The 23,366-nt window shown below is 52.9% G+C and carries 23 protein-coding genes and 1 other annotated feature; of the genes, 6 read left to right on the top strand and 17 right to left on the bottom strand.

Annotation, left to right across the window (positions count from 1 at the left end; genetic code table 11):
* Positions 1–1,128, top strand: a complete 1,128-nt coding sequence (locus L2097_RS16280; protein WP_250353302.1) for an ABC transporter substrate-binding protein — start codon at positions 1–3, stop codon at positions 1,126–1,128.
* Between the two features lie 48 nt (positions 1,129–1,176).
* On the opposite strand, the gene L2097_RS16275 is transcribed toward L2097_RS16280, so the two are convergent.
* The 3 genes from L2097_RS16275 to tal form a co-directional block, all read right to left on the bottom strand.
* Positions 1,177–2,481, bottom strand: coding sequence for an MFS transporter (locus tag L2097_RS16275; RefSeq protein WP_047371899.1), 1,305 nt, complete (start codon positions 2,479–2,481; stop codon positions 1,177–1,179).
* Between the two features lie 126 nt (positions 2,482–2,607).
* Entirely contained in the window at positions 2,608–3,195 is a 588-nt protein-coding gene (gene mog, locus L2097_RS16270; protein ID WP_085005499.1) for a molybdopterin adenylyltransferase, read from the bottom strand.
* A gap of 105 nt (positions 3,196–3,300) precedes the next feature.
* On the bottom strand, positions 3,301–4,254 hold the full coding sequence (gene tal / locus L2097_RS16265; RefSeq protein ID WP_047371901.1) for a transaldolase: 954 nt from the start codon (positions 4,252–4,254) through the stop codon (positions 3,301–3,303).
* A 200-nt stretch (positions 4,255–4,454) separates the two neighbouring features.
* Here tal and L2097_RS16260 point away from each other — a divergent pair, with 200 nt between their 5' ends.
* Together L2097_RS16260 and yaaA are read left to right on the top strand one after the other, a co-directional pair.
* Complete coding sequence (locus L2097_RS16260) at positions 4,455–5,882, top strand: alanine/glycine:cation symporter family protein (protein ID WP_047371902.1); 1,428 nt, start codon at positions 4,455–4,457, stop codon at positions 5,880–5,882.
* A gap of 77 nt (positions 5,883–5,959) precedes the next feature.
* A complete protein-coding gene (gene yaaA, locus L2097_RS16255) occupies positions 5,960–6,733 on the top strand; it encodes a peroxide stress protein YaaA (RefSeq protein ID WP_047371903.1) in 774 nt (257 codons plus the stop codon).
* A 45-nt stretch (positions 6,734–6,778) separates the two neighbouring features.
* Here the strand turns inward: yaaA and L2097_RS16250 are convergent, their stop codons facing one another.
* The 7 genes from L2097_RS16250 to yjjY form a co-directional block, all read right to left on the bottom strand.
* Positions 6,779–7,072 carry a DUF2502 domain-containing protein gene (locus L2097_RS16250; RefSeq protein WP_085005497.1) on the bottom strand — a complete coding sequence of 98 codons (294 nt, stop codon included), beginning with the start codon at positions 7,070–7,072 and terminating at the stop codon, positions 6,779–6,781.
* A gap of 224 nt (positions 7,073–7,296) precedes the next feature.
* Positions 7,297–8,583 carry a threonine synthase gene (thrC, locus tag L2097_RS16245; RefSeq protein ID WP_047371905.1) on the bottom strand — a complete coding sequence of 429 codons (1,287 nt, stop codon included), beginning with the start codon at positions 8,581–8,583 and terminating at the stop codon, positions 7,297–7,299.
* A 3-nt stretch (positions 8,584–8,586) separates the two neighbouring features.
* Complete coding sequence (gene thrB / locus L2097_RS16240) at positions 8,587–9,516, bottom strand: homoserine kinase (protein ID WP_047371906.1); 930 nt, start codon at positions 9,514–9,516, stop codon at positions 8,587–8,589.
* Position 9,517: 1 nt separating this feature from the next.
* Positions 9,518–11,980 (bottom strand): bifunctional aspartate kinase/homoserine dehydrogenase I, encoded by a 2,463-nt coding sequence (gene thrA / locus L2097_RS16235; protein WP_047371907.1) that lies wholly within the window; start codon positions 11,978–11,980, stop codon positions 9,518–9,520.
* A gap of 24 nt (positions 11,981–12,004) precedes the next feature.
* Positions 12,005–12,122, bottom strand: a sequence feature (Thr leader region).
* Complete coding sequence (thrL, locus tag L2097_RS16230; protein WP_071846003.1) at positions 12,061–12,129, bottom strand: thr operon leader peptide; 69 nt, start codon at positions 12,127–12,129, stop codon at positions 12,061–12,063. Its footprint overlaps the feature before it by 62 nt.
* 210 nt (positions 12,130–12,339) lie before the next feature.
* On the bottom strand, positions 12,340–13,026 hold the full coding sequence (locus L2097_RS16225; protein WP_250353301.1) for a tRNA/rRNA methyltransferase: 687 nt from the start codon (positions 13,024–13,026) through the stop codon (positions 12,340–12,342).
* Between the two features lie 399 nt (positions 13,027–13,425).
* Positions 13,426–13,566 carry a YjjY family protein gene (gene yjjY / locus L2097_RS16220; RefSeq protein ID WP_086870418.1) on the bottom strand — a complete coding sequence of 47 codons (141 nt, stop codon included), beginning with the start codon at positions 13,564–13,566 and terminating at the stop codon, positions 13,426–13,428.
* 95 nt (positions 13,567–13,661) lie between these two features.
* Between yjjY and arcA the strand changes: the two genes are divergently transcribed.
* A complete protein-coding gene (gene arcA, locus L2097_RS16215; protein ID WP_039078271.1) occupies positions 13,662–14,378 on the top strand; it encodes a two-component system response regulator ArcA in 717 nt (238 codons plus the stop codon).
* Positions 14,379–14,415: 37 nt separating this feature from the next.
* Here the strand turns inward: arcA and creD are convergent, their stop codons facing one another.
* Genes creD through creA form a run of 4 tightly spaced genes read right to left on the bottom strand, consistent with a single transcriptional unit; the run spans position 14,416 to position 18,447 of the window.
* On the bottom strand, positions 14,416–15,795 hold the full coding sequence (gene creD, locus L2097_RS16210) for a cell envelope integrity protein CreD (RefSeq protein ID WP_250353300.1): 1,380 nt from the start codon (positions 15,793–15,795) through the stop codon (positions 14,416–14,418).
* 56 nt (positions 15,796–15,851) lie between these two features.
* The gene (creC, locus tag L2097_RS16205; RefSeq protein ID WP_250353299.1) at positions 15,852–17,276 is read right to left on the bottom strand and encodes a two-component system sensor histidine kinase CreC; all 1,425 of its coding nucleotides are present in this window, start codon (positions 17,274–17,276) and stop codon (positions 15,852–15,854) included.
* A complete protein-coding gene (creB, locus tag L2097_RS16200; RefSeq protein WP_250353298.1) occupies positions 17,276–17,965 on the bottom strand; it encodes a two-component system response regulator CreB in 690 nt (229 codons plus the stop codon). Before creB ends, creC begins: the two co-directional genes overlap by 1 nt.
* Positions 17,966–17,976: 11 nt before the next feature.
* A complete protein-coding gene (gene creA, locus L2097_RS16195; RefSeq protein WP_047371912.1) occupies positions 17,977–18,447 on the bottom strand; it encodes a protein CreA in 471 nt (156 codons plus the stop codon).
* A 211-nt stretch (positions 18,448–18,658) separates the two neighbouring features.
* Between creA and robA the strand changes: the two genes are divergently transcribed.
* Positions 18,659–19,528, top strand: a complete 870-nt coding sequence (robA, locus tag L2097_RS16190; RefSeq protein ID WP_047371913.1) for an MDR efflux pump AcrAB transcriptional activator RobA — start codon at positions 18,659–18,661, stop codon at positions 19,526–19,528.
* Here the strand turns inward: robA and gpmB are convergent.
* Complete coding sequence (gene gpmB / locus L2097_RS16185) at positions 19,525–20,172, bottom strand: 2,3-diphosphoglycerate-dependent phosphoglycerate mutase GpmB (RefSeq protein WP_047371914.1); 648 nt, start codon at positions 20,170–20,172, stop codon at positions 19,525–19,527. The genes robA and gpmB overlap by 4 nt on opposite strands.
* Before the next feature lie 102 nt (positions 20,173–20,274).
* On the opposite strand from gpmB, the gene yjjX reads away from it, so the two are divergent.
* A complete protein-coding gene (yjjX, locus tag L2097_RS16180; protein ID WP_047371915.1) occupies positions 20,275–20,790 on the top strand; it encodes an inosine/xanthosine triphosphatase in 516 nt (171 codons plus the stop codon).
* Here the strand turns inward: yjjX and trpR are convergent.
* Together trpR and sltY are read right to left on the bottom strand one after the other, a co-directional pair.
* The gene (trpR, locus tag L2097_RS16175; protein ID WP_039078263.1) at positions 20,781–21,110 is read right to left on the bottom strand and encodes a trp operon repressor; all 330 of its coding nucleotides are present in this window, start codon (positions 21,108–21,110) and stop codon (positions 20,781–20,783) included. The genes yjjX and trpR overlap by 10 nt on opposite strands.
* A gap of 63 nt (positions 21,111–21,173) precedes the next feature.
* The gene (sltY, locus tag L2097_RS16170) at positions 21,174–23,114 is read right to left on the bottom strand and encodes a murein transglycosylase (protein ID WP_047371916.1); all 1,941 of its coding nucleotides are present in this window, start codon (positions 23,112–23,114) and stop codon (positions 21,174–21,176) included.
* Positions 23,115–23,366: the final 252 nt, after the last annotated feature.

The following is a 23,366-nucleotide window of genomic DNA, read 5'->3' as shown; positions in this document are numbered from 1 at the left end:
ATGAATCTGAAAAAGACAATCATGGGGATCGCGCTGATCTTTGCGCCCCTGCTGGCGATGGCGCAAAGCTGGCCGGTTACGGTGACGGATCGGGATAACCGCAGCGTCACGATCCCGCAGGAGCCACAGCGCATCATCCTGCAGGATGGCCGTGATATTCTGGCGCTGGCGCTGCTGGAACGTGACGATCCCTTTGCCAAAGTGGTCGCGTGGAACAACCTGCCGAAAAAACAGGACACGGAAACCTGGAATGTCCTCAAGCGCAAATGGCCGGAAGCCGAAAAGATCCTGGATATGCAGTTTTCAGATCAGGGCAATGTCGATCTGGAGACCATCATCTCGCGCCATCCTGATCTGATGATTGCGCAGCTGCGCGCTAAACCATCACTGGTGCAAAGCGGTGTGCTGGCCAAACTTGACGCCTTGCATATACCGGTGGTGTTTGTCGATTATGAACTGCATCCGGTAGACAACACCCTGCCCAGTATTGCGCTGCTGGGTAAAGTGCTCGGCCAAAATGAGCGCGCTACACAGTACATCAACTTCTATCAGCAGCGTCTGGACATGCTACATCAGCGTCTGGCCAGCACTCACAAAAAACCGCTGGTGTTTATCGAACCCATCGCTGGTGTCGCAGGGCTGGATAATGGCTGTTGCTTTACGCATGCCCGCAATGGCTGGGGCGGTCTGGTCGAAGCGGCGGGCGGTGTGAACATAGGTTCACAGCTGTTACCTGGGGCGACGGGTAATGTATCAGTGGAGAAAATCATCTCCATGAACCCGGATTACTACCTGATGACCGGATCAAAACGTCCGGGCAAAGGCACCGCCATTATTCCTTTTGGCTACAATGTGGACGAAAAAGAAGTGACCGCCGCCTTCAGCGCATTACTGGCACGCCAGGGCGTCAGCAGCATCCCTGCCGTTACCCAGGGTCATACTGGCGCGCTCTATCACCACTTCTACAATAATCCGTACAACATTATCGCTATTGAAACGTTGAGTAAGATTTTCTACCCGGACCTGTTTAAAGACATCGATCCGCTGGCGGATTATCACACCATCATCAAGGATTTCACTCAGATCCCCGATGACAATATCGTCCTGAGTTACACGCCTTCGCACTAATCTCTCTCAGCGCCATCGTCCGATGGCGCTTTTTTATCAAATGTGCACTTAGCGCGTGGACTTCGCCAGCGCCGGGCTCTGGGTAGCAACCAGGTCCTGGCGCAGCCATAACCCCAGTCCCAGGCCAATCAGCGACAGCGCGAGCACATACCAGGCAGGCGCCATTGGCGAAACGCCCATTAGCATCGTTACCGCAATCGGCGTCAGGCCACCGAAAATGGCGTAAGAGACGTTATAAGAGAAAGAGATCCCGGTGAAACGGACTTCTGCCGGGAAAGCACGAACCATCACATACGGGACGGCCCCGACAACCCCAACACAGAAACCGACCAGCCCATACAAGACAAACAACTGCTCAGGGTGGCTGCCCGTAAGGTGATAGAAGAACCAGCTTGAGCAGGCCAGCAGAATGCTGCCGACGATAAAGGTCTTGCTGGGGCCAACGCGATCAATCACCAGCCCGGCGGTCAAACAGCCGAAACAGAGCATAATCGTAGCAATGCTGTTCGCCTGCAGGGTCAACGCAGGCGCGAAACCATACTGCTTTTGTAACCAGACGGGAGACATCAAAATCACCACCACAATCCCGGCCGAAAGCAACCAGGTCAGCAACATTGAGATCACTACCGCTTTTTTGTGTTTCATGACGACGGCTTTCACCGGCAGCTCTTGCGCCAGCGCTTTACGCTGCTGCATTTCGAGGAAAATGGGCGTCTCCTGCAACCAGCGGCGCAGATACATCGCCACCAGACCAAACGCGCCGCCCAGCAGGAAAGGTATTCGCCATCCACCATCATGAATCGCCTGCTGCGTCATACTGGTATTAATGAGCGTAGCGACAACAGAGCCCAGCAGGATGCCGACAGTCAGCCCGGCGGTTAATGTTCCGCAGGCAATCCCGATACGGCGCTCCGGCACATGCTCGGCCACAAACACCCACGCGCCCGGCACTTCTCCTCCAATCGCCGCCCCCTGCAACACGCGCATCAACAGCAACAGCAATGGCGCAACGATGCCCATAGAGGCATAAGTCGGCAACAGGCCAATCGCCAGCGTGGGTACCGCCATCAGCAAAATGCTCAGGGTGAACATCTTCTTACGCCCCACCAGATCGCCAAAATGGGCCATCACGATGCCGCCCAGCGGACGCGCCAGATAACCCGCAGCAAAAATACCAAACGTCTGCACCTGACGTAGCCATTCCGGGATGTCTGCCGGAAAGAACAGCTCACCGACAACGGCGGCAAAGAAAACAAAAATGATGAAGTCGTAAAACTCGAGCGCACCGCCTAACGCGGCAAGCGTGAGGGTTTTGTAATCCTGCTTATTGAGGGGACGTGTGTAATTTGACATAACGGGCTCTTTGTAAAGAGGGAGTGTTGATTTCGTTTTTACGTAAACTGTAAATTAAAAATTACTATACCGTAAATAAATCAACACGCCAGCGCCCGTATAACTTAATTCAAAAAACTCCTGGTTTTAGGAGATTGTCGCGCGAATTGCATTTTTTGGGCGAAAAGCCGCTACGACTTTGGGATCGGTCTCGATATAAGGCCCTTCGAGGAGCTGTACACAATAAGGTACACTGGCGAAAATGCCCGGTACCGTTACCTGCCCGTCTGGCTGTTTCACCCCTTCAAGCGTCTCTTTGATGGATTTTGGCTGCCCTGGTAAATTCAGGATCAGTGCTTGCTTGCGAATCACGCCTACCTGGCGGGAGAGAATGGCGGTAGGCACGAAATTGAGGCTGATTTGGCGCATCTGCTCGCCAAAACCCGGCATTTCGCGGTCAGCAATGGCAAGTGTGGCATCAGGAGTCACATCACGACGCGCCGGGCCGGTACCGCCAGTGGTTAAAACCAGATGGCAGCTCATCTCGTCCACTAACTCGCAAAGCGTCTGTTCAATGATGCTTTGTTCGTCCGGGATAAGCCGTTTTTCGATGGTAAAAGGGGTCGTCAGCGCCTGCGCCAGCCACTCTTCCAGCGCCGGGATGCCTTTATCCTGGTAAACACCGCTTGAAGCGCGATCGGAAACAGAAACTAAGCCAATGCGTAATGTATCCATATTCATTCCGTTCAAAAAAATAATGACTAACGGAAATGATACACGCTGAGGAGAAATGCAGACAGAGGGGAAAGCGTGGCCGGGTAGCCAGCCACGCCTGAATGATTACAGCAGATCGCCGATCATTTTTTCCAGTTTTTCCTGGTCAACAGCAAACTTACGGATACCGTCCGCCAGTTTGTCTACTGCCATGGGATCCTGGTTGTGCTGCCAGAAGAATTGCGCTTCGGTAATACGTTCCGGACGCGCTTTCACTTCGCCAGTGTAAGACAGTTTACGCTCGATAGCGCCTTCGCTTTCCGCCAGCTCTTTCAGCAGCGCAGGCGCGATAGTCAGACGATCGCAGCCCGCCAGTTCCAGAATCTCACCAACGTTACGGAAGCTTGCGCCCATCACAACGGTTTCATAGCCATGCTGTTTGTAGTACTGGTAGATTTCCGTTACGGAAACCACGCCCGGATCTTCTGCCGGCGCGTACTCTTTTTTATCCGTATTGGCTTTGTACCAGTCGAGGATACGGCCCACAAACGGGGAAATCAGATAAACGCCGGCTTCCGCACAAGCACGCGCCTGAGCAAAGGAGAACAGCAGCGTCAGGTTACAGTTGATGCCTTCTTTTTCCAGCTGCTCAGCAGCACGGATACCCTGCCAGGTGGAAGCCAGTTTGATCAGGATACGATCATTGCTGATACCCGCATCGTTATACAGTTTGATCAGGCGTTTAGCTTTGGCGATGGACGCATCGGTATCATAAGACAGGCGTGCATCCACTTCGGTAGAAATACGACCGGGGATCAGTTTGAGAATTTCCAGACCGATATTCACCGCCAGCTTGTCCGTGGCATCTACCACTTGCTGCGCGCGATCGCTGCTCTGATCTTTCGCCCAGGCAATAGCGTCATCAATCAGTTTGCGGTATTCAGGGATTTGGGCAGCGCCAAGAATCAGAGAAGGGTTGGTGGTAGCGTCCTGCGGCTGATACAGCTTCATAGCCGCGATATCTCCGGTGTCAGCAACAACAGTCGTGTATTGACGCAGAGAAGTCAATTTATCCGTCATGATAGTGTTTCTCTTTGAACTTGTTAGGGGGATGTAACCGGTCTGCCCTGATGATAACACGACGCCCTGCCAGCGCAACCGCAGACATTACGCACGTCCGGTATGGTAAACTCGATTTATTAATTGCCTGCGAAGTAGTGTGCTATTCATAATAGCCCTGCTCGTTAACCTGCGAAGTGGCATAGACAAGAGGGATGTTGATGCCTGAATTCTTTTCTTTTATCAGTGAAATACTTTGGGGTTCATTGATGCTCTACCTGCTGCTTGCGGCAGGCATCTGGTTTGCTTTTAAAAGCAAATTTGTACCGTTTCGCCTGATTGGCGACTTCTACCACAACCTTAAACATAGCCGCGCCCAGTCGGGTGGACTGACGTCATATCAGGCGCTGTTTCTCAGTCTTGCCGGACGAATGGGGTCCGGTAATTTAGCGGGGGTGGCATTAGCGATTACGGCAGGCGGCCCCGGTGCGATTTTCTGGATGTGGATATCGGCCTTGATTGGCATGGCGACGTGTTTCGCCGAAAGCATACTGGCGCAACTCTACAAAGAACGCGACGCCAGCCAGCAATTTCGTGGCGGCCCTGCCTGGTATATGGCGCGAGGCCTTGGCATGCGCTGGATGGGGGTGCTGTTTTCTGTATTCCTGTTGCTGGTCTATGGGCTTTTATTCAATACCATTCAGGCCAATTCGGTAGCGCGTGCCGTCCATTTTGCCTGGCATATTAATGAGATCTACACCGGTCTTATTTTTGCAGGCATGATTTTGTTGTTGATTACGAAAAGCATGAAACAGATTGCTCGTATCATGCAATGGGTTGTTCCGGTCATGGCCCTGGCCTGGGTCATGACCAGTCTTGGCATTGGCATTGCGCACTTGAGCGCTTTGCCGGAGATGTTCGCCAATATTGTGAAAAGTGCCTTTGGCTGGCAGGAAGCGGCGGCGGGCACCATGGGTTACACGCTGAGTCAGGCGCTTACCAGCGGTTTCCAACGCAGTATGTATTCTAACGAGGCCGGAATGGGCTCAACCCCGAATGCCGCCGCTGCTGCCGCGTCGTCTCCCCCTCATCCTGCCGCTCAGGGCTTTGTGCAGATGGTCGGCGTGGTGGTCGATACGTTTATGGTTTGCACCGCCAGCGCGTTTATTCTCCTACTGGCAAAGGATACGCCAACAGATAACGCCATCATTGGCGTTCAAAAAGTTCAGGAAGCGATGGTCGCACTGACGGGTTCATGGGGAGCCAGCTTTGTCGCTGTCATCATCATCATGTTTGCGTTTAATTCTATTATCGCCAATTACGTTTACGCCGAAAATAATCTCATTTTCCTGCGCATGAACAGCAGACGAAATATTTGGCTATTGCGTCTGGGGATCTTAGTGATGGTGTTGATAGGCGCTCAAATGCGCATACCGCTACTCTGGCATGTGGCAGATGTGATGATGGCGTTTATGGCCATCACTAACATGACGGCGATTCTGCTCTTGTCTCCCGTCGTCAGCCTTATTGCCGCCGATTATCTACGCCAACGCAAGCTGGGGGTGACGCCAGTGTTCGATCCGAAGCGTTATCCGGACATCAACCAGCAGCTCGCCCCCGGTGCATGGGATGATAAAGCGGGATCGTAAATGACAATCGCAACTATTGATCAATCACGGGCTATTTTTTGTTACAGTCAGCGGAAATTTTCCTGCAAGGACTGACTATGCTGATTCTCATCTCGCCCGCGAAAACACTGGATTATCAAAGTGAGCTGGCCACTACGCGCTACACGCAGCCTGAATTGTTGGATCATTCGCAGCAGTTGATTAAGGTCGCCCGTAAACTTAGCGCGCAACAAATCAAAGCGTTGATGGGCATCAGCGACAAGCTCGCCGACCTGAACGCCACCCGTTTTCATGACTGGCAACCGGACTTTACGCTGAAAAACGCCCGCCAGGCTATTCTGGCCTTTAAAGGCGATGTCTATACCGGACTGCAGGCGGAAACGTTCACCGAGGCTGATTTTGATTTTGCCCAGCAGCATCTGCGTATGCTCTCTGGTCTCTATGGCGTGTTGCGTCCGCTGGATCTGATGCAGCCTTACCGTCTGGAGATGGGGATCCGCCTCGAAAATGCGAAGGGGAAGGATCTCTATCAGTTCTGGGGGGAGACCATCACCAACACGCTGAACGATGCCATTAAGGCACAGGGTGATGACATCGTGGTGAATCTGGCATCCGATGAATACTTTAAGTCGGTCAAAACGCAAAAACTGAACGCGCAAATTATCAAACCTGTCTTTCTGGATGAGAAAAATGGCAAGTTTAAGGTCATTAGCTTCTATGCTAAAAAGGCGCGCGGCCTGATGAGTCGTTACATCATTGAAAACCGCCTGACAAAACCAGAGCAGTTAACCACGTTTGATAGTGAAGGCTATTTCTTTGATGAAGCGCTCTCTGGGAAGGGTGAACTGGTCTTTAAACGCCACGAGCAGTAAGGCTGTGGCCCCCTCTCTAAGGAGGGGGCAGACTAAGCGAAGAGATTAATCGCGGCGCCAGTCCGGCCCCGGACGGTGGTCATCGTAACGATCGCCATGATGATCGTCACGGAAGTCGCGATGGTCGTCACCGTGCGGGCGCCAGTGGTTTTCGCGCCATTCGTAGTGTCTGTGCCACCAGTCACGATCACGCCAGTGACCACCATCCCAGTAGTTGCCGTGACGATCCTGATCACCGATTTGCAGTTTTACCGCCGGCACCAGAGTAATTTCAGCAGCCTGTGCCGCCAGCGGAGCCACCATCAACAACGAAAGCGCTAAGAATACAGGTTTCAACATGGGTTACTCCTTTGTTCATCTTGCCCGTTGTGGGCCGATGTAAGGAGATTAAGCAAAGTGATGGCGGCTTGTTATTCTCTGCAATCCTAATCTCTAAGTGCCCGCATTTTATGAGAATTCCTCCGTTTTTCCTGCCGTATTTCTCCTTAATTTCTCCGTATTCCTGGCGTAAAAAAACCGGGCAGCGATAATGCTTACCCGGTTCTGGTTTGAGGCTAAACGGATTACGCTTTGCTCATCATCAGCTTACGTAATTCAGCGAAATCCGCAGGCAGATGGTGCGACAGCAGTTCCAGATCCGCGCGCTCTGCCAGTTCTTTCGGCAATGGCAGGGTTTCGCCGAGAATATCTTCTACACTCTCTTTGAATTTTGCCGGATGCGCAGTCCCCAGGAACAGGCCATATTCCCCCGGACGCAGCTGATCGCGGAGCGCACGGTAAGCAATGGCCGCATGCGGTTCGGAGATATAACCCTTGCCTTTCAGCTCGCGCATAGTCTCTTTGGTCGTCTCGTCGTCTACTGCGGCATAGCCCAGTTCGTTCAGGCGCCAGATTTTGCGGCGGAACAGTTCTTCTACGCGCGGCCAGTTGTTCGGCTGGCTGACGTCCATTGCGTTCGACAGGGTTGCCTGTGTCGCTTTTGGCTTCCACTCACCATCCTGCAGGAAGCGCGGCACCGTATCATTTGCATTAGTCGCCGCAATAAAACGCTTAACAGGCAGTCCCAGCGATTTCGCCAGCAGGCCAGCCGTTAAGTCGCCAAAGTTGCCGCTCGGCACGGAAACAACCAGCTGATTGCGTGCCTCTTGCGGCAATTGCGCCACCGCTTCAAAGTAGTAGCAAATCTGCGCCAGCAGGCGGCTGATGTTGATAGAGTTCGCTGAGTTCAGGCCCAGCGCGACTTTCAGTTCTTCATCATCAAAAGCCTGTTTAACCAGCGCCTGGCAGGCGTCGAAATCCGCATCAATCGCGACGGTTTCGATATTACCGCCCAGCGTACAGAACAGTTTTTCCTGTAGCGGACTGATTTTTCCGTTCGGGTAAAGGATGACGACACGGACGTTTTTCAGGCCGTAGAAAGCATGTGCCACTGCCGCCCCGGTATCACCTGAGGTCGCCGTCAGGATCGTCACCGGTTTGTCACCGCTGATGGTGGTCAGCATTTGCGCCATAAAGCGCCCACCAAAATCTTTAAACGCCAGCGTCGGGCCATGAAACAGCTCCAGACAACCAACGTCACTCTCAACTGACTGTACGGGTGCAGGGAAAGCAAACGCATCCCGGACGCGCGCTTCCAGAATTTCCTGCGGAATTTCATCACCGATGAACGCGCCGAGGATTTTGGCGCTGCGCGCAACGAAATCCATGGTCAGCATGTCATCAATTTCAGTCAGGCTGAATTCCGGCAGGTCATGCGGGAAAAACAGCCCCTGGTTCTTGCCAAGCCCTTGCGTGACGGCCTGCGCGAAGCTGACCTGTTCGTTGTGATCTTTTAAGTTATAGAGTTTCATTGGTTATCCCACTACTCGTGCACCCGTCGTGTCCAGACGGCAAATATGAACAAAGCCTTCCTGATTTTGCAAATAGTGTTTGCTCAGCCAGTCTGCTACACGTTGCGCGGTTTCCGTTTTATCGCACAACGCGAAAAGCGTTGGGCCGGAACCAGAAATGCCACAGGAGAGCGCGCCAATTTCGGCGACCGCCTGACGTGCCTCATTAAAGCCAGGCAGTAATTTCATGCGATACGGCTCAGCAATGACGTCTTTCATCAACTTCGCCGCAAGCTGAGGCTGACGGGAGTAGCAGGCGTGAATAAAGCCCGCCAGATGTCTGCCATGAGCGATACAATCCTGGCGACGATACTGCGCTGGCAGGATAGCGCGTGCCTCCGCAGTAGAAACCTTAATGCCCGGATAAGCCAGTACCCACAGCCATTCATCAAAGCCTGGCACCTGCTGGCTGATAATGCCGTTTTCCTCGATCATTAATTGCATGCCGCCGAGGTAGCAAGGCGCCACGTTGTCGTAATGCACGCTGCCGGAAATGCGTCCTTCCAGTTCGCCCATCAGCGCCAGCATACGCGTCTCATTTAACGGTTTACCGCAATATTCGTTCATTGCCACCAGCGCCGCGACAACCGAACAGGCACTGGAGCCCAGTCCGGAGCCAATCGGCATGTTTTTTTCCAGCGTCATCGCGACAGGAACCGTTTTGCCAATCTCCTGGCAGAAACGCTCCCAGCACTGATAGACAATGTTTTCACGCGGCTCTGTCGGCAGTTTGCTGGCAAAACGCCCCAGATTTTTCAGACTAAAAGTGTCAGCCGCCTCAACCGAGACGTTATCACCCAACAGCGTGCCATCAATTGGCGTAACCGCTGCGCCCAGCACATCAAAACCCACGCTCATATTGGCGCTGGAGGCCGGAGCATATACTTTCACCATCTTAGACTCCCAACTTCCATGACAGCGTACGCAGCAAGTCTGCAAACACACCCGCCGCTGTAACATCATTGCCCGCGCCATAGCCACGCAGAACCAGCGGCAGCGGTTGATAATAATGGCTATAAAACGCAAGGGCGTTTTCGCCGTTTTTCACTTTGAACAGTGGATCGTTACCGTCCACTTCGGCAATTTTCACCCGACAGGTGCCATCTTCTTCGATGTTGCCAACGTAACGCAGCACTTTGCCTTCATCACGCGCTTTCGCTACGCGATCGGCGAAATGGTCATCAAGCTGCGGCAGACGCGCCATGAAGCTGTCAACATCGCCACCGTCGTCGAACGTTGCTGGCAGCACAGGTTCAATTGCGATATCGGAAAGCTCCAGCTCACGCCCCGTTTCGCGGGCCAGGATCAGAAGCTTACGCGCCACGTCCATGCCGGAGAGATCATCACGCGGATCAGGCTCGGTATAGCCCATTTCACGTGCGATTTTAGTCGCCTCCGACAGGCTCATCCCTTCGTCAAGCTTACCGAAAATAAACGACAGCGAGCCGGAGAGAATCCCGGAGAAGCGTTGTAACTCATCACCCGCATTGAGCAGGTTTTGCAGGTTTTCGATAACCGGCAGCCCCGCGCCCACGTTGGTGTCATAGAGGAACTTACGGCGGGATTTCGCCGCAGCGTGGCGCAACTGATGATAATAATCCATTGATGAGGTGTTAGCCTTTTTGTTTGGCGTCACCACATGGAAACCTTCGCGCAGGAAGTCGGCGTACTGATCGGCCACCGCCTGGTGTGACGTACAATCCACAATCACCGGGTTGAGCAGATGATACTCCTTCACCAGACGAATCAGACGACCCAGGTTGAAAGGCTCTTTGGCCTCAGCAAGCTCAGCCTGCCAGTTTTCCAGATTCAGTCCATGCACATTGGTTAACAGGGCTTTTGAATTCGCCACACCGCAAACACGCAGATCGATATGCTTACTTTTGAGCCAGGTTTGCTGGCGTTTAAGCTGCTCGATCAGCGCACCGCCGACCCCCCCCACGCCAATCACAAACACTTCGATAACCTGGTCGGTATTAAACAGCATCTGGTGCGTGACGCGCACGCCAGTCGTGGCATCATCGTTGCTCACCACGACAGAAATCGAGCGCTCGGAAGAGCCCTGTGCGATCGCCACGATGTTGATATTGGCGCGTGCCAGGGCAGCAAAGAATTTTGCGGAAATGCCGCGCAGTGTGCGCATGCCATCGCCCACGACAGAGATGATGGCCAGGCGCTCCATCACAGCCAGCGGCTCCAGCAGCCCTTCTTTCAGCTCCAGATAAAATTCATCGCCCATTGCACGCTGCGCACGGGCGCAGTCGGATTGCGGTACGCAGAAGCTGATACTGTATTCAGAGGAGGACTGGGTAATTAACACGACAGAGATACCGGCACGCGACATTGCGGCGAATACGCGCGCCGCCATGCCGACCATGCCTTTCATACCCGGACCTGAGACACTGAACATCGCCATATTATTCAGGTTGGAGATACCTTTCACCGGCAGGCCGTCTTCGTCAGAAGTGGCGCCAATCAGGGTACCTGGCGCTTGCGGGTTACCGGTATTTTTAATAAGACAAGGGATCTGGAACTGAGCGATAGGGGTAATGGTACGCGGATGGAGCACTTTCGCACCGAAGTAGGAGAGTTCCATCGCCTCCTGGTACGACATAGATTTCAGCAGACGGGCATCCGGCACCTGGCGTGGATCGCACGTATAGACGCCGTCAACATCCGTCCAGATTTCACAACAATCCGCACGTAGACAGGCAGCCAGAACCGCGGCGGAGTAATCAGAACCATTGCGCCCCAGAACAACCAGCTCACCTTTTTCGTTTCCGGCAGTGAACCCTGCCATCAATACCATATGGTCGGATGGGATACGGCTGGCGGCGATGCGGCGCGTTGATTCCGCAATATCCACCGTAGACTCAAGATAGTGCCCAATAGCCAGCAGTTTCTCGACCGGATCTATCACACTCACCTTATGACCGCGCGCTTCCAGCAGTCCCGCCATAATGGCGATGGAAAGCTTTTCGCCGCGGCAGATGAGCGCCGCATTGATGCTGTCCGGGCACTGCCCCAACAGGCTTATCCCATGCAATACATGTTTGATCTGAGCAAACTCTTGTTCGACAAAGGTTTTTAACTGTGCGAGGGGGAAACCAGGCTGGGCATCCGCCAATCCTTGCAGTAGCTCAGAAAAAATACGCTCGGCATCGCTAATATTCGGTACGGCATCCTGACCCCCGATCGTTTTTTCGATCATTGCGACCAGGTGATTGGTGATTTTCGCCGGGGCAGATAACACAGTTGCCACCTGCCCCTGCCTAGCATTGCTCTCCAGGATGTCGGCAACACGCAGAAACCTTTCCGCATTTGCCACTGATGTACCGCCGAACTTCAACACTCGCATGGTATTACCCCTTGATCTTTGCTCGAAAAAAAAGCCCGCACTGTTCAGGTGCGGGCTTTTTTCTGTGTTTCCTGTACGCGTCAGCCCGCACCGTTACCTGTGGTAATGGTGGTGGTAATAATAATGGTGACGGTGCTGGTGCGTTTCATGGATGTTGTGTGCTCTGTAATTTTATTCTGTCTGTGCTCTGCCTATATTGGTTAAAGTATCTGCCGCGTTAAGTCAACGTATTTTTAGTTTTCAGCTATTTTCCGCGACCTTCCGCTACGCTCGCTACTCATTGACTTATCATAGGTAAAGACCATACAAGTCGCATCATTGTAGTGACTTCATCCATAAAACATTCTTATGACAGTGATTTACTCGGTGAGTTTTTTTTCAATGTCATGCAGCAAACGGTGCAACATTGCGGTGTCTCGCTGCTCCAGCATCCCCACACGCTGATCCAGCCAGTCGGCCATTTTCATGTCGTCCGCCACCTCGAGTTTTTCGAGTAATGCACGCGCCCGCAGACGCAAAGCATGAAGCTGGTTTTCGTCACGTTGCGTGACCACGTTGGGAACATTTTGTATTAAAGATGCTAATTGATAACAATAAACCATGACGGCCTGTCCCAGATTAAGTGAGGGATAATCGGCCACCATCGGCACACCTGTCAGAATGTCCGCAAGCGCCAACTCGTCGTTGGTCAGGCCCGAATCTTCCCGACCAAACACCAGTGCGGCCGACGGCAGCCACGCGCTTTTTTCCGCCAATAATGGCACCAGCTCCGCAGGCGTTGCGTAGTAATGGAATTTCGCACGGCTGCGCGCCGTCGTGGCGACGCTGAACGAAACATCCGCTAGCGCATCGGATAACGTTGGATAAGTTTTAATATTATCAAGCACATCCCCAGCGCCATGTGCGACACGCCGAGCGCCATCCTGTAAGTGGGCATCGCTGTCAACAATGCGCAAATCTGTAAAACCCATCGTTTTCATTGCGCGCGCGGCAGCGCCAACATTCTCCGCTCTGGCGGGAGAAACCAGTACAATGGCCAGGTGCATTTTTTACTCTCTTTTTTCTCGTCCGACGCGCAAATGAAGGATTATGTCAGCATATTACGCGTCGCGAATTTACAATTTTGTAACAGCAATCACTGAATTTCGCTTTGCCACCGGTTAAAAAAAGCTAAACTGTTGACTGACGGTATTATCCGCTTAAATGTTAACAGAAAATGCTTATCCCTATGTTTCTTCATGGCATTTCAATGATGAATCTGAATCTTCTATTGGATTCAGCTTGTTTATCAATTAATATCCGCAACTAGTTGGTTTATTGAAAAATTGTGATAATCGCTAGCATTTAGATATCAAGATTTCACCAAACTGTTAACGTGCTACAATTGAACTTGATATATGTCAACGAAGCGTAGTTTTATTGGGTGTCCTTTGCGTCTTAGCCTGTTATGTTGCTGTTAAAATGGTTAGGATGACAGCCGTTTTTGACACTGTCGGGTTCAAAGGGAAAGTGCCCACGACCAAGCTAATGATGTTGTTGACGTTGATGGAAAGTGCATCAAGAACGCAATTACGTACTTTAGTCATGTTACGCCGTTCATGTTAATTTGCGACATGTACCAGGCTGGTCAGGGACTTTTGTACTTCCTGTTTCGATTTAGTTGGCAATTTAGGTAGCAAACATGCAGACCCCGCACATTCTTATCGTTGAAGACGAGTTGGTAACACGCAACACGTTGAAAAGCATCTTCGAAGCGGAAGGTTACGATGTCTTTGAAGCGACAGATGGCGCTGAAATGCATCAGATCCTCTCCGAAAATGATATCAACCTGGTGATTATGGATATCAATCTGCCAGGTAAAAATGGCCTTTTACTTGCCCGCGAATTACGCGAGCAAGCGAATGTCGCGCTGATGTTTCTGACCGGTCGTGACAACGAAGTAGACAAAATTCTGGGCCTCGAAATCGGTGCGGATGATTACATCACCAAACCGTTCAACCCGCGTGAACTGACCATCCGTGCGCGCAACCTGCTGTCCCGTACTATGAATTTGGGCACAATCAGCGAAGAGCGCCGCAGTGTCGACAGCTACAAGTTCAATGGCTGGGAACTGGATATTAACAGCCGCTCACTGATCAGCCCTAATGGTGAACAGTATAAGCTGCCACGTAGCGAATTTCGTGCGATGCTGCATTTCTGCGAAAATCCGGGCAAGATCCAATCCCGTGCCGAATTGCTGAAAAAAATGACCGGCCGTGAATTGAAACCGCACGACCGTACGGTTGATGTCACCATCCGTCGTATCCGTAAACATTTTGAATCTACGCCGGATACACCGGAAATCATCGCGACGATTCATGGTGAAGGATACCGCTTCTGCGGCGATCTGCAGGAATAATTCCCTTCCAAAAAAAGCGGCGCCTGGCGCCGCTTTTTTATTTCCATATCCGTAATTCTTCATCGCCAGAAATCTGGCTCTCTACGGTTTTTTTCGTCGTTCGCGAGAGTGAGTACCAGTCAAAGCGCCGTGTGAGTATCATTACGGTACTCAGCGCCGCAAATAGCACGCCCGTTCCAAGCAACAACGCGCTGTCTTCGGAGTTCAGCAGACTCCACATTACGCCATAGAGCATCAATAGCGCGCCGCTAAAAGGCAGGCTGGCACGCCAGCTTTTCAATACGCCCTGCAAATAAACACCATTGATCGTCGTTCCCAGCCCACTGGCGATGATCCACGCCCAGGTAAAGCCAACATGCTCTGACAACGCCAGCAGGACCAGGTAGAACATCACCAGTGACAACCCCACCAGCAGATATTCCATCGGGTGCATTTGTCGCCCGGTAAGACTTTCAAAGACAAAAAACGCAGCGAAAATGAGGGCGATAAGCAAAATCGCATATTTCACCGCTCTGTCTGTCAGTTGATACTGATCGGCAGGTGTGGCGATATTGACGCTGAATGCGGGCAGACGCCACTCATTGTCACCACTCAGACTCAGGACATCGCGGATTTTACTGTCCAGGTTATTGGCAAACCAAGTACTTTGCCAGCTAGCCTGGTAACCCGCAGGAGTCACTTCACGTTTAGCGGGCAAAAAGTCACCGGTAAAGCCCGGGTGAGGCCAGTCCCCCATCATCGCCATTTCACTGTTTCTGCCAAGAGGAACCACGGAAAAGGCGCCGGTGCCATTGAGACTGAAAGAGGCGTTGAGTTTGATATTTTTCTGCGTAATCCCCTGCGCGGTCAGTGGCACATGGATACCCTGTAAGCCGCTTATCAGCCCCGATCCCGGCTCCACGCTGAGCGATTCACCATTCACTTTCATCGCCCGTATTTGCCCGATCCCTCTGGCATCACTCAGGGCAAACACAACAAACGGCTCGCCCAGTTGCCGGGTATCACTCGCTTCCAACCCAGTCCGCTTTGGGTCAAACTCTGCGTTTATGCTGATATCCCCCTGCCAGACTTGCCCTTCGTAAATACCCACCTGACGGTTTTCAACTTGTTGCTTCCCTTCGACCATGAGTGTTTCAGGCAGCCAGAAGCGGATATAGCTTTTCGAACGGCGAACCTCCTTCGGGGGTTCATCTCCCGTCGACTCCAGCGAGGTCACCATCTCCGTCACCGGAATCGCAATCAGCGGCCCAATCAGCTTTTGCGGCCCGGCACTACTTTGCCGTAACGTATCGGCGACCTCATTACGGTAATCGCTTCTCTCTTTGATTAAATTGCCAACCATCATCAATGGGATCAGCAACAGACAAATGCACCCTGCCAGGGTGGTAATTTTCCAGAATAACGGTGATTTCAACATAGCCCCTCCTTTGTGATGCACGCAGAGTAACGGGGCTATAAGAGGAGAATTTGAAGTTATGTGAAGTGACGGTGAAGTGTCAGGCGCGCCTCAGCGCCGCCCTGTGGTCGATTACTTACCTCAATGGTTCCCTGATGCAAACGCGCCACTTCCTGAACGAAGGCCAGCCCAAGGCCACTACTCTTTTGTCCATTCTCGCGCGGCAATGAGTAAAACCGTTCAAAGATCCGCTCAAGGGCGTAATCCGGAATCCCCGCCCCGTTATCACACACGGTAAAGACAGTATGTGCATCCTGCTCGCGAGCACGTAGCGAAATGTGTCCGCCACGCGGAGTAAAATCGATCGCATTGTCGAGAAGATTGCCCAATGCCTGGCTAAGCAGCCCGGCATCCGCCTCGATAACGAGCTGCCCCGCGTCGCATTCGAGGGTCAGATTTTTAGCGGCCAACATCACGCTACGATCGTCCTCAAGCTGTCGGAACAGGACATCAACGGGGATGGATGTTGTCACTACTTCCTGGCGATTTTCGAGCTTCGCTTGCTGTAGCAGCTTCTCAACCAGCAGCTGCATCCGCGCATTTTGCGCCAGAATATTGTTGGTAAAACGGGTGGCGATATCCGGTGGCGGGTTTTCATGAAGAATTTCTGCCGCGCCGCGAATAGCTGCCAGCGGGCTTTTTAGTTCATGGGTAAGTGCGTAGACGTACTGCTCAATATAGTTTTTCCCTTCGAGCTTAAGGCGCATACTCTCCAGCGCCTGCGCCAGCTTACGCAGCTCGCTACTTCCCAGGTCAGGAAGTGGTAAAGGATTTTTTTCGCTCACGGCATCCGCATAGCGTGTCAGCTTGCCGATAGAACGGTTAATCCACAACGTCACCCCAAACCCAATCACCAGCGCAATCCCCAGCAAAGCCGCGCTGGCCCAGAGCATACGCCGCTCACTGCGTCTGATAACCGGGGCAATCGCACTGTTGGGTTTACCCACGCTCAGTACGCCGATAATACGCCCCTGGTCGGTGACGGGAGCCGCCACATACATAACCGAACTTTCCGGGTCGTTTGGATCGGAAGGCGTACTTCGCGCCCCATATTTTCCACGCAGCGTCAGCCAGACATCATTCCAGCGTGAAAAATCCTGCCCTACGGACCGGCCTGCAGAATCGAAAACGACCTTACCTGCCGCATCCGTCATGTAGACATGGTATTCGTTACGTACCTTACGAATTCCGCTGATATTGGCGTTAATGTTGCTTTGGTTAAGTGACGTGAACGCCTCTGCCAGCTTGCCATTTTGCGCCTGCCCGGAGAGCAAATCATCGCGCGCCACTTCTGCCAGCAGCGTGGCGGTATCAATCAGCGTACCTTCGGTGGCTCGCCTGACACCCGGTTTGATCTCCTGAACAAAAATAGACAACACAAACCAGGCGGCAACCGCCACAAGTAAAAAGTAGCCCAGCAGCAGTCGCATTCCGATACGCATTAGCGGATGCCCAGGCTATAACCCATACCGCGATGAGTATTAATCGGCGACAGGTCGCCATTTACCGTACGCAATTTAGCGCGCAGCGTTTTGATGTGCGTATCGACAGTACGATCGAAGCTCTCTTCGGCATCGGTCCAGACAAGATCCATGAGTTGCTGGCGCGAAAAAACCCTGCCCGGCGCATGCAGCAAGGTTTTTAGCAGGAGAAATTCATAACGTGTAAGAGGGAGAATATCGCCACACCAGCGGATGATAGCCGCCTCTTCATCCAGTTCGAACTGCCCGACACGAAGAAGCGAAGATTGCACCGTCGCTTTCTGGAAGCGGCGTAGCACGGTACGTACCCGGGCGCACACTTCCCGGGGTGAGAACGGCTTGGCGATATAATCATCGGCCCCCATTTCCAGCCCCAGTAGCTTGTCTATCTCGTCGCTGCGTGCGGTCAGGAACAGCACGGGTAGCCCTGGTGCCCGTGCCAGCAAACGACGACACAGCTCAAAACCACTGATATCCGGCAACCCGACATCCAGGATCGCCAGGTCCGGCAACTGCCGCGTCGCCGCGTCAAGAACAGGCAGCCCCCGGTCAAATGAGGTGACGGCGAACCCATCCTGCTGCAGCATATAAATCAGCGTCTCGGCAATACTTGCCTCATCTTCAACCAGCCATATTCGCGGTTGCGGCATCTCCATTCCTTTTATTTACCCCATGGCATAATCGGCACCGCACTCAGTGCATTTTTCGGGGACCCCTCCACCACTTTATCGGAATAGGTCAAATAAACCAGCGCGTTACGTTTGCTGTCGTAAAAACGGACCACCTGCAGTTTCTTAAACACCAGTGAGGTACGTTTCTGGAAAACAACGTCGCCCTGCGCTTTGCCATTTTTGATCTTATCACTGAGTTCAATTGGCCCCACCTGCTGACAGGAAATCGCCGCATCAGAGGTATCTTCCGCCAGCCCAAGTCCACCTTTAATGCCGCCTGTTTTTGCCCGGCTCAGGTAACAGGTCACATTTTGCACATCAGGATCGTCAAAAGCTTCCACCACGATTTTGTGATCCGGGCCGAACATTTTGAATACAGTGTCCACTGAGCCAATCTGTTCTGCATGTGCAGAACTCCACAGCAATGCTAATGAGGAAAGTATTAAACGCGTGTATTTCATATTGTTACCATTTTTGAATATAACGTTGAGCGACTATTCTCGGGTTTAACAGGAAAAGGTTTATAGATCACTAATTTACAAAAATTATCATGAAAATCAGACACAATGCGCACTAATGCACAAAAAAAACACTGAATGCTAAATCAACAAACAGTGGTATTATCCCTTTCCTGGTATCAGGCGTAAGCCGTTTTAAGGATGAGGATATTTTATGGATCAGGCTGGGATTATTCGTGATCTACTTACCTGGCTGGAAGGCCACCTGGATCAGCCATTGTCGTTAGATAATGTGGCGGCAAAAGCAGGTTATTCCAAGTGGCATCTGCAAAGGATGTTCAAAGACGTGACGGGCCATGCGATTGGCGCTTATATTCGCGCGCGCCGCCTGTCGAAGTCTGCTGTTGCTTTGCGTCTGACCTCGCGTCCCATTCTGGATATCGCCTTGCAGTATCGCTTTGACTCTCAGCAAACCTTTACTCGCGCGTTTAAAAAGCAGTTTAATCTGACACCCGCACTGTATCGCCGTTCACCTGACTGGAGCGCCTTCGGCATTCGTCCACCGTTGCGTTTAGGTGAGTTTGCTATGCCGAGGCATGAGTTTATCACCCTTCCGGATATGCAGCTTATCGGTACGACGCAGAGCTATACCTGCTCGCTGGAAGAGATTTCCGATTTCCGCAATCAGATGCGTATCCAGTTCTGGCGTGACTTTTTAGGCAATTCGCCAACCATTCCGGCTGAGATGTATGGCCTGCATGAACCGCGACCAAGCCTGGAAAAAGATGACGAGCAAGAGGTGTTTTACACTACCGCCTTGACGCCGGAAATGGCGAACGGCTATATGCATAACGCCCAACCAGTGACACTCGAAGGCGGTGAGTATGTCATGTTCTTCTATGAAGGGCCGGGGACTGGCGTGCAGGAGTTTATCCTGACCGTCTACGGTACCTGCATGCCGATGCTGAATCTGACACGCCGTAAAGGTCAGGATATCGAGCGTTTCTACCCGCAAGAAGATGCGCGGGCGCAAGAGCCGCCGCTTTACATCCGCTGCGAGTATCTGATTCCGGTCCGCCGTTAACGCTGCAATTCATCCAGTGCAGGGGCGTCCAGATGTGAGACGTCGCCTGCCGTTTCCACCACCCATCCCGACGCCAGCCATGCGCTATCCTGATAATCGATACGGGAAATAGAGCAGTTACGCAAACGCAGGCGGCGCTCAGCATAGGCCGGAAGACCCAGAATGGTGCTGACCAGACAGCCCAGAGCCATACCGTGGCTGACGATCATCGGGCGGCTGCCCTGCGGTAACGCCAGCGTGGTCGCAAGGGCGGCATGCATACGATCGGCAAGCTCCTGCATTGACTCGCCGCCGGGAATACGCCCCCCTGCTGTGCCATTTACTAGTTGGCGACGCCAGCCTTCTTCTTCTTCGGTCAGGGTTTCAAGATTACGCTTTTCGAGCACGCCCATATCGAGTTCACGCAGGCGTGAATCAAGGGTGATATCGCAACCGCATAACTCTGCGATGATTTCAGCCGTGCGACGAGTACGTCCGAGATCGCTGGCAATGATATGGGTGATGCCCAGCGCTTTCGCGCGTTCGGCCACCTGCCATGCCTGCTGCTCCCCTTTTTCGGTTAACGGACTGTCTGAATGGCCTTGAATACGACGCTCGGCGTTCCACTGCGTTTCACCGTGGCGGACAAGGTATACCTGTAACATGCTTTTATATCCATTATACTGCGATGAAGTTTATTATATGAGGAAGGCCTTACCCGCCATGCTGACAGAACACGTCTCATTACGGGAAGCCAGCTATTGATTATGCACCATGTTGTCGCTGCTACCACAAACCCCGCCAAAATTCGGGCTATTCTGCACGCTTTTAATGAGATTTTCGGTGAAGGCTCCTGCCATATCGACGCGATCGCTGTTGAGAGCGGCGTACCCGAACAGCCTCTGGGCAGTAAAGAAACGCTTGCTGGCGCACGTAACCGTGTCGCAAATGCTCGCCACGCTTCCCCGGATGCGGACTTTTGGGTGGCTATCGAAGCCGGCATCGATGAAGGCAGCACCTTTAGCTGGGTAGTCATCGAAAGTCGGGAACAGCGCGGCGAAGCGCGTTCCGCCACCCTCCCCTTGCCGGAGGTGATCCTGCAGAAAATCCGTGCAGGTGAGGCGCTTGGACCAGCGATGTCGGCGTACACCGGTATTGATGAGATTGGGCGCAAAGAGGGCGCAATTGGCGTGTTTACCGCCGGAAAACTGACGCGCGCCAGCGTCTATCACCAGGCCGTGATACTGGCATTAAGCCCCTTTCACAATGCGGTCTATCGCTGATCGTTAAGCAGCGTCTGCTCCAGCCATAAACGCAGGTCGGCTGGTGCCGCTTTCAGGCTGTTGGAGCCTCGGGTGATCGTTGCAATGCCCGCGCCGAGTTCGCTTTTGAGTTCACGCTGACTCATCTCCCCGCGCAATAACTCTTCGATAATGCGTACACGGGTACCCAGCGCTTCACGTTCATCGGGGGTGAGCATCAGGTTAAGTAACGGAAGATGCAGATCCTGTTCGTAAGACTGCCTGACGAGTTCAACAAAGCGTAGCCATTCCTGGTGACGCTGTTCGGCCATGGCCGCTGAATAAGGTGATTGCTGGGTCATAATATGCCGCCGTTATGCTATGTACTCGCTAGAGAGTACACAGCATAACACAAACCACAGAAATCAGTAACGACGCTGCCACTCCGCATCTGTCAGCACCGGCGCTTTGTTACCATTGATAAAGAAACGGTAATATGCGTCATAGGCCAACACGTTTTTCACATAGCTACGGGTTTCGGAAAACGGAATGCTCTCTATAAAGGCTACCGCATCAATTCGCCCGCCGCTGTTATTCAGCCAGGTCCGCACCCTACCCGGCCCGGCGTTGTACGCTGCGGAAGAGAAGATGCGGTTGTTACCAAACTGCTGATAGACATATTGCAGATAGCTGGTACCGATGTTGATATTTACTTCCGGTTCCAGTAATTGAGCCGCATTGCTGTAGCCTGGAATATTAAACATCTTCACCGTATGCGTTGCCGTACCCGGCATGATCTGCATAAGTCCGCTGGCCCCAACCGGGGAACGCGCTTTGGGGTTCCAGGCACTCTCCTGACGAGAGATCGCCATCGCATAGCTTTGCGGAATATCTTTCCCGCTCGTATAGCGGGCATACAAGTCGCTATAGGCCAGCGGGAAGCGTTCTTCAAGTTGATCCCACAACTTACCGGCGATGGTCGCCTGTACGCTCAGATCCCACCAGTGCTGGTTAAACGCATAGCGCGCCAGTTGCGCCTGTTCCTGCACGCTGCGACTGGTGATTAAATTGGCCCACTCGCTACGGGCAGTGTTGTCCTGATTCCAGTACATCAGTTCGCGCACACGGGACATTTCAGGCCCGTTTGCCAGCGCAGGATCGATATTCCCCGGCGCTTTATCGATTTTCATGGTGTACTCTTCACCCAGACGCTGGGCCGCCGCCATCGGGTAGAATCCGCGTTGTTGCATGAGCGCATGCAGGATCTCTTTCGCCTCGGCGTCACGCCCACGTTCCAGCAGCAGGTCGGCTTGCCAGTAGCGCCACTCATCCTTCTCTTTTGCCTCCATCGGCAAGCGCGCAAGCCAGGTATTCAAGCCGCGGCGGTCGCCGTTGCCGATAGCCATTCTCACGCGTCGCTCGACGATCGAGATAGACTGTGAACGCATAATAGCGTCATCTCGCCAGCGCGCCTGCTCGCTGGTCACGTCATTCCCCATCAAACGCCACGCGACAATGTCGCGCAACGCTTGTGTCTGCTCTTCATTGAGTTGTTGCGCCTGCACCAGCGACGGAATCATCAGCCGGGCGTTTTCCACATCGTCACGCGCGACGCTTTCGAACGCTTCGGCAGCCATCTGACGGGTAAAGTCGGTCGCCCCGGTGGTACGGGCAAAGGTCATGACGCTACCCGGATCGTTGGCGAGCGTAATGATGGCAGAAGAGATGGTCTGATAGTCCGATGGCATCTGGCCCGCCAGCAGAATAACCAGCCGCGTATTGCCTGCTTTCATTGCCAGACGAATACGTTCCAGAAACGCCAGCGGATCTTGCGTGCCCGAAGCGCGCCATGCGCCAAACAAGCGGTCACAGGCGTTCGGTTGGCTGTTTCCCGTCAGCCACAGTTCTTTCGCCCCCTGCCAGGCTTCTTCGGCCTGCCCGGTGTTCCATTTCGCAAAGTAGTAGTTACATTGTGCTTCCGTTGTAGTGGGTTTTTCCGGGCTGAATGCCAGTAACCCACGCCAGTCTTCCCGACGCGCCAGCTCGTTGATAAAACGTGTTTTCAGCGTGCGGGCCGGCGGTAATGTGGGGTTTGCCTGGATAAAATTGGTCACCGTGACGGTGGGTTGGTTCATCAGATCATCGGTTATCTGTCGGTACTGCAGATAAGGGTATAGCGGATAGTTTTGCAGCCCTGGCATCAGTTGCGACACCACATCCATCTGCTTGTTATCCCACGCTTGTTTGATCTGAGCATAGCGATTACGTTGTTCGTCCAGTGAGTCCGCTCGCGCCACATTGCTGAGGGACAGCAAACAAATACTGGCCGCCAGAAAACGCCAGGCGGCATGTTTAGCTCTCTGCACAGCTTATTCCTCTTATATAAACGATACCTACAGCGTCATGCCGCATAATGCCTTAATGCTAACCGTGCACGCCCTAACGCGCCACGTAATGCACACTTTTTTACCTTTCTTGTGCGATTTAACACTACGGGTGCTGCTGGCTGGGATTGGGCACGGAAAACGGCTACACTTCGCCTTTGAAAACTATCACCATTCATTAGCCCTGAATAAGTCAGGTTGCAAGGTGGCGGTACAGGAATGCATCCTGGCCCG

The sequence above is a fragment of the Citrobacter sp. MNAZ 1397 genome (genome assembly GCF_023613995.1).
GTDB classification, from domain to species: Bacteria; Pseudomonadota; Gammaproteobacteria; order Enterobacterales; family Enterobacteriaceae; genus Phytobacter; species Phytobacter ursingii.
The sequence above is the reverse complement of the archived record's forward strand: the minus strand, read 5'-3'. Positions and strand labels throughout refer to the sequence as shown.

What these genes read in the sequence shown, in the direction of transcription:
- creB (WP_250353298.1), bottom strand. Translation starts at nt 17,965, where the DNA reads ATGCCGCAACCGCGAATATGGCTGGTTGAAGATGAGGCAAGTATTGCC.
- mog (WP_085005499.1), bottom strand. Translation starts at nt 3,195, where the DNA reads ATGGATACATTACGCATTGGCTTAGTTTCTGTTTCCGATCGCGCTTCA.
- creA (WP_047371912.1), bottom strand. Translation starts at nt 18,447, where the DNA reads ATGAAATACACGCGTTTAATACTTTCCTCATTAGCATTGCTGTGGAGT.
- yjjX (WP_047371915.1), top strand. Translation starts at nt 20,275, where the DNA reads ATGCACCATGTTGTCGCTGCTACCACAAACCCCGCCAAAATTCGGGCT.
- robA (WP_047371913.1), top strand. Translation starts at nt 18,659, where the DNA reads ATGGATCAGGCTGGGATTATTCGTGATCTACTTACCTGGCTGGAAGGC.
- L2097_RS16260 (WP_047371902.1), top strand. Translation starts at nt 4,455, where the DNA reads ATGCCTGAATTCTTTTCTTTTATCAGTGAAATACTTTGGGGTTCATTG.
- yaaA (WP_047371903.1), top strand. Translation starts at nt 5,960, where the DNA reads ATGCTGATTCTCATCTCGCCCGCGAAAACACTGGATTATCAAAGTGAG.
- creD (WP_250353300.1), bottom strand. Translation starts at nt 15,795, where the DNA reads ATGTTGAAATCACCGTTATTCTGGAAAATTACCACCCTGGCAGGGTGC.
- arcA (WP_039078271.1), top strand. Translation starts at nt 13,662, where the DNA reads ATGCAGACCCCGCACATTCTTATCGTTGAAGACGAGTTGGTAACACGC.
- L2097_RS16280 (WP_250353302.1), top strand. Translation starts at nt 1, where the DNA reads ATGAATCTGAAAAAGACAATCATGGGGATCGCGCTGATCTTTGCGCCC.
- L2097_RS16275 (WP_047371899.1), bottom strand. Translation starts at nt 2,481, where the DNA reads ATGTCAAATTACACACGTCCCCTCAATAAGCAGGATTACAAAACCCTC.
- L2097_RS16250 (WP_085005497.1), bottom strand. Translation starts at nt 7,072, where the DNA reads ATGTTGAAACCTGTATTCTTAGCGCTTTCGTTGTTGATGGTGGCTCCG.
- tal (WP_047371901.1), bottom strand. Translation starts at nt 4,254, where the DNA reads ATGACGGATAAATTGACTTCTCTGCGTCAATACACGACTGTTGTTGCT.
- yjjY (WP_086870418.1), bottom strand. Translation starts at nt 13,566, where the DNA reads ATGACTAAAGTACGTAATTGCGTTCTTGATGCACTTTCCATCAACGTC.
- thrA (WP_047371907.1), bottom strand. Translation starts at nt 11,980, where the DNA reads ATGCGAGTGTTGAAGTTCGGCGGTACATCAGTGGCAAATGCGGAAAGG.
- gpmB (WP_047371914.1), bottom strand. Translation starts at nt 20,172, where the DNA reads ATGTTACAGGTATACCTTGTCCGCCACGGTGAAACGCAGTGGAACGCC.
- L2097_RS16225 (WP_250353301.1), bottom strand. Translation starts at nt 13,026, where the DNA reads ATGCACCTGGCCATTGTACTGGTTTCTCCCGCCAGAGCGGAGAATGTT.
- thrC (WP_047371905.1), bottom strand. Translation starts at nt 8,583, where the DNA reads ATGAAACTCTATAACTTAAAAGATCACAACGAACAGGTCAGCTTCGCG.
- trpR (WP_039078263.1), bottom strand. Translation starts at nt 21,110, where the DNA reads ATGACCCAGCAATCACCTTATTCAGCGGCCATGGCCGAACAGCGTCAC.
- thrB (WP_047371906.1), bottom strand. Translation starts at nt 9,516, where the DNA reads ATGGTGAAAGTATATGCTCCGGCCTCCAGCGCCAATATGAGCGTGGGT.
- creC (WP_250353299.1), bottom strand. Translation starts at nt 17,276, where the DNA reads ATGCGTATCGGAATGCGACTGCTGCTGGGCTACTTTTTACTTGTGGCG.